Origin of the sequence: Helicobacter mehlei, from assembly GCF_003660265.1 — a bacterium.
In the GTDB taxonomy this organism is placed as follows: domain Bacteria; phylum Campylobacterota; class Campylobacteria; order Campylobacterales; family Helicobacteraceae; genus Helicobacter; species Helicobacter mehlei.
Genome location: NZ_QXQP01000038.1, coordinates 1 through 5,372 on the forward strand (window position 1 = coordinate 1; position 5,372 = coordinate 5,372).

Sequence of the window (5,372 nt, forward strand, 5' to 3'; positions counted from 1 at the left end):
GGTACCCCAGACAATAACTCTTTTGGGATATGGTAATTTAAAACCAAATTTTTAAGAGCGTCTGTAAAGGTTTGCACATTGGAGGGGCTGAGTTGGTATTTTTTGTTAGCTATAGCTTTAAAAGCAAGTTTTAAATGATCGCGATCGCAATGCCAAATATCGTAGTAAGCATTGAGATTAGTCACAAAAGGTAGGGTTCTTAGATCATGAAGTTCAACATTTTTATAAGATAGGAGTCTAAGACTAAGAGTTTTGGGGAATAGTAGATTTTCTTGCTCAAAAAAGGCCTTGCTGTTGTTTTCTATGGTTTGATAATAGAGGATCGCAGGGAAGGGCACATAAAATAAGATGAAGTGCGTTTGTGGGTGGGACCTGATCAAACTCTCGAGTTCATTTTCTGCGTTCTGCAAGGCCTGCTCTTGAGGAAAGTGCTCATTGTGCGGGCCTGTATGGCGTTTCTTCCCATCTAAATAGATTTTAACAACATGCTCAGGACCCGGGTGTTTGTGATCTGGAAAAAATTTACAATCAAAGGCAAACATTTCATTATACTGCCTACAAGAATCAGCAGACAAATGTTCTTGGCGGAACAAAAAAGATTTGAGGTAGTCATAGGTCTTTTGGGTGGTCTTAGGATTGCTCAGATAGGTTAAAACTTGTTTTAAACGATCATTTGTAGTGTATAAAAATTTTGGAAAAAAGTCATCACCTGCTTTGCGCACAAAAAGATCGGGGCGCAGAGCATAAATCACGGTTTTAATGTTGGGTTTTGTGTGGAAGGCAAGATTCAATGCGGAATAAATTTCAAAGCCTGCAGAGCCTTCTATCGTAAATTTAATGAGCTTTTTGAGATGGAAAATTTGAGAAAGCGTATCAATTCCTATATTTTCTTCTGTGCTGGAACCGATGAGAATATTCTCATAATCAAAGTTTTTAGCCATACCTGAGATGAGCCATCTTGCATCGTCATCATAAAAATCGATGTTATACCAACTGGCTTTTCTAAGCTGCTGAAAAGGATCAACAACATAGTTAGAGATGATAAAAACACCAAAACCAACTACTATGAACGCAAAAACAGCTATTAAATAGGATTTAGCAGACATCGTCTATCCTAAAAGTTGAAGTAAATAAACTCAGACACCCGATTCACATAGCCAAAAATATAGAGCTCGATGCAAAAAATCGTGGCATAAATCCAGCCCAATTGTGGCCATGAGGGCTTGAAGTTTTCTAAGACTTGGCAACTATTTTTAAAACCAAAGGTGATCCCAAGAGCTAAAATAGCCGTAGTGCCAATAAAAAGCTTGCTGGTGTGATCGAGTGCTGTACTAAACAAATAATTCTTAAATCCACTCATTAAAAACATTGCCTTGAGCACTTTAAGCGCATCTACAAAATCTTTTGCTCTAAAAAAGATATTGGCAATATTCACATAATTAAAAGTGATGAACCAGCCCAGCCACACGGGTAAAGGCTTAAGCTTGTATTTTTTACGGATTTTCTTGGACCAATAGTGATTGATCACCACACCTAGCCCGTGCAAAAGCCCAAAGAAAACAAATAGCCAGCTTGCCCCATGCCAAAGCCCCGCAATCAAAAAGGCAATAAAAATAGCCAACATGGAGGTGTGGAAGGTGGGGTTGGAAAAAATCCTTGCAATAGACACATACAGATAATCAAAAATAAAACGGCTTAAAGTTATGTGCCATCTTTGCCAAAACTCTGCTATACTGGAGGCTTTAAAGGGGCTATTAAAATTCTGGGGCAAATGGATATTAAAGAGTAAGGCTGCTCCGATGGCCATGTCTGTATATCCGCTAAAATCAAAGTAGAGTTGGAAAGTGTAGGCTAAAGAAGTCATCCACCCTTCTAAAGCCGAGAGCACCTTAGAGGTGTCAAAACCCATTGTGGCGATTTTGGCAAGGCTATCAGCAATCACCACCTTTTTAAACAGCCCAATAGAAAAGATAAACACGCCACTAGCGATGTTGTCCAAAGAGATGCGTTTATTGCTGTCTTTAGCAAATTGGGGCATCATCTCCTTATGATGCACAATGGGACCGGCAATGAGTTGGGGGAAGAAAGTTACAAATAGCGCGTAATCCAAAAAGTTAGAGAGCTTGGTAGAGGGTTTAGCCCCTGCATTAGGGGAATCGATTTGGGCATAACTATCCAATAAAAAAAGTGATTTGCTGTAGAGTGAAAAAGCTGATGGCTAGAGGTAGGGCTAGGTGTAAGAGGTTAAAAGAAGTGCTAAAAGCGGTGTTGGAGTTTTCTATAAAGAAATCGGCGTATTTGAAGTAGCCCAAGAGGGCTAGATTAGCCACTAATCCTAAGCTTAAAAAGCCTTTAGCCAGCTTGGGTTTAGCCCACATCGCTTGCACAATGGCAAAATTAAAGACAATGGAGATTACAATGAGGGGGAGGTATTTGACATTCCAATAGCCGTAAAAAAATAAACTCGCCCCCACCAACCACGCTTTAGCACTCAGGGCATACCAACGGCTAAGTCCAAAATAGACAAAAAAACTGATGGGTAGGAAAATGAAAATAAATTCCACCGAATTGAAAAGCATAAAAACCTTTCTGTTAAAATCCTAGCCCACCGGTGATGGGGGGTCATAAGAGAGCAACATGGGCACAATGTCTTTTGGAGTGGCGTTGCGCTTTAAACAAGCGTCTTTCATTCTAAAACTTTGGCTAAAATGTCTGCTGTGCTCACTAAAAAGGGTTCATCATTGATATTCTCAATGCGCGCTTTTAAACTAGCTACTTGGAACGCTTCATTCAAATGCACGATGCGCCCGCTCACTTGCAAACGATCCCCCACATAGACGGGTTTTTTAAAGCGCAGATCGTAACTTAAAGACATGGCATATTCACCAGGTAGATGCTTACCCACTAACCTAGAATAAAACATACCTAGTGCTGCCCCATGGAAAAGCACCCCCTTAAAACCCTTGGCCTGCATATAATCTGTATTGGCGTGCAAATAGCTATCATCCCCGCTTAAGACATTGAACTTTTCTAACATCTCAGAGGTTATCACCACGCTAAAGCCCCCACACATCCCCACGCGCAAGTCTTTAAACTTATAAGCATACTTTAAGCCAACAGCCCTACCTGTAATTTGGTGTGGCTCACACATAGCTTCCCCACACACCCCAAAAGAGATCGGCAAAGCGGTAGGTTTTAAGCACGGGCAAGTTTGCGCGCAATCAAGGTGGCCATTTCACCCACATTTTTAAGCCCCTGCAATTCACTCAAATGGAACTTGATTTTAAAATGCTTCTCAATGGCACTGATCAAACTGATATGATTCAAGCTGTCCCATTCCTCAATGTCGTTAGCGTTGGTGCTCTCATGGATGACTAGGCTTAAATCATCAAAAATATCTCTAAAAATCTCTTGTAACTGGCTAAAAATCTGTGCTTGTTCCATCATTTACCTTTATGTAGTGGGGTTTATCTGTGTGTTTTTCTAAATCCAAACTAAAAACGCTCCCGCTCTCTGCTTGACTCTGTAGAGTGAAACCAAAGTTTGTATAAAGTTGGGCAACCATCGCATTTTTAGGCGTGGGGTAGTAGTAACCCTTGAGGGTTTTGATGCTCAATTCTCTAGCCCGCTTGGCTAGAGAATTGAGCATAGCAAATTCTAAATCTCTTTTAAGCACCCGACAACTCATCAGCCAGATTTCCAAATGGCAAATCTCCCCCTCAATGCGCCCCATACTAATAGCCACAATGCCATTATCCCCAAATTTATCCACCAGTTGCCCATAAAGAGTGATATAAGTGGGGCTTTGTGCCCATTCTTGCACTTGGGCTAAGGTGCATCTTTTTGTGGTGCAGTTAAATTGGTTGGTTTTGTTGATGAGCTGGGCTAGGCGTTCAAAAATATTGGGGTGAAAGGGGGCGATCACAGCCCGCATTTCTAGACTTTGCAAAAACGCGGCATAAGAGCTAAATTGTTGTTGGGCATTCTGACGCTTAGCGTTGGCTTGGTATTGGGCCACACGGGCTAAATCCTCTTGACTTAAAGAAATGGGCTCAAAATACCCCGCCTCATCAAGCCTTGTAATGTATTCCTCGGGTTGCCCAATATCTAGCACAGCCACGCTAGGCAATTGTGCGGACACTAAGGCGCGCTCTGCCGGGTTGTCATCTACAAAGACAAAACTATCCAAACCTAAATTGAGCTCTTTGGCAATCTGCTCAATGTTGCGATCTTTGGGCTCAAAATTGGCCTTGATGCAGGCAAAATCAGAAGGTTTTAAAAGCATGTTTTCATGAGATAAAGCCAAAAGCGCGTTTTCATGCGTGTTTTTAGAGCAGATTGCTAGCAACACCCCGCGTTCTTTGAGTTCTAAAATATAGCGTTGGAAGGCACTATAACTCTCTGCTAGCGCGCTCTCACTCCCAATCACCAAGCCGGCCAAGCCATCATCGGCAATCACCCCGCCATAAAGAGTATTGTCCATATCTAAAATCAGGACTTTTTTAGAAAGCCCAAAAATAGCACAGGTTAGCTTGCTCAAATTCAAAGCCACGCAAGCCAAGCCCTCATAACCCATCGCATACTTAGCACGATAATACAAGTTAGAGTCAAACCACTTGGACAGCCCCACTTGGGCAGAGAGATATAACAAATCTTGCACATACACTGAGGGGTGTTCTTTGACGAGCTTTATAAGAGCGGTGTTTAGGGCGTTAATAAAGTGAGTCTTGCCCTCTAAGTTGTCTAAATTGCCCAAAGACCGATGTGAGGGCAGATCGAAATTATTGATGATGATCGCACAAGAATAGCGGGTTTTTAAAGAGATGAGCATGATCTCTAATTTATTCATCTCTTGTTGGACAAGTTTGGCAATCTCTTCTGTCGGGGCGTTCAGTTTAGGAAAACATGCAATATTGAGCCAAGAGGTGTGTAAATAGATGAGATCGGGAGCAAAGTCCTTTAAGGGTGGGTTTTCAAACGCGCTTTCTTCGTAGTAGCGGTTGTAATCGCTTTCATAGAAGCTAGGAGCCATACCCCTTTGGAGCAAAAAAACCTCTAAGAGGTCTTTGAGTTCGGCTGTGCTTGAGCCCCCTAAGAGGGCTATTTTTTTAGAAAGCACCCCCCCCCCCCAGTTAGTAACTCTCTTTTGAGGCGTTTTTTATGGCGCAGAAAATAGGAAGTGTCTTGCATATACAACCTTAAAACATAAGTACAAGAGAACCACCCACATCGCAGTCAAGAAAGGCGAATAGGGTTTTTGCAAAAACCAGCACAATTCTAGCAAAAAATTTGGGTATTGTATCATCTGCACTCTCGGATTAGTGGTTTAGGTATTTCAAATCCCCACAATAAACCCGTTTGCGCCTTGTGTT

Annotated in this window: 6 protein-coding genes; all 6 read right to left on the reverse strand. The window is 41.9% G+C overall.

Going from position 1 to position 5,372, the window contains the following annotated elements:
- Positions 1 to 1,106, reverse strand: a 1,106-nt coding sequence (locus EAO36_RS07945) for a hypothetical protein (RefSeq protein WP_120955976.1), incomplete at its 3' end; no start/stop codon positions are given.
- 8 nt (positions 1,107 to 1,114) lie between these two features.
- Positions 1,115 to 2,179, reverse strand: coding sequence for an MBOAT family O-acyltransferase (locus tag EAO36_RS07950; protein ID WP_328588058.1), 1,065 nt, complete (start codon positions 2,177 to 2,179; stop codon positions 1,115 to 1,117).
- The gene (locus EAO36_RS09010) at positions 2,172 to 2,579 is read right to left on the reverse strand and encodes an MBOAT family O-acyltransferase (protein ID WP_328588060.1); all 408 of its coding nucleotides are present in this window, start codon (positions 2,577 to 2,579) and stop codon (positions 2,172 to 2,174) included. The genes EAO36_RS07950 and EAO36_RS09010 overlap by 8 nt, the downstream gene beginning before the upstream one ends.
- Positions 2,580 to 2,686: 107 nt before the next feature.
- A complete protein-coding gene (locus EAO36_RS07955) occupies positions 2,687 to 3,151 on the reverse strand; it encodes a MaoC/PaaZ C-terminal domain-containing protein (protein WP_120948811.1) in 465 nt (154 codons plus the stop codon).
- Positions 3,152 to 3,195: 44 nt separating this feature from the next.
- Positions 3,196 to 3,444 carry an acyl carrier protein gene (locus EAO36_RS07960; RefSeq protein WP_120955977.1) on the reverse strand — a complete coding sequence of 83 codons (249 nt, stop codon included), beginning with the start codon at positions 3,442 to 3,444 and terminating at the stop codon, positions 3,196 to 3,198.
- Positions 3,422 to 5,119, reverse strand: coding sequence for an HAD-IIIC family phosphatase (locus EAO36_RS07965; RefSeq protein ID WP_235852421.1), 1,698 nt, complete (start codon positions 5,117 to 5,119; stop codon positions 3,422 to 3,424). Before EAO36_RS07965 ends, EAO36_RS07960 begins: the two co-directional genes overlap by 23 nt.
- Between the last annotated feature and the right edge of the window lie 253 nt (positions 5,120 to 5,372).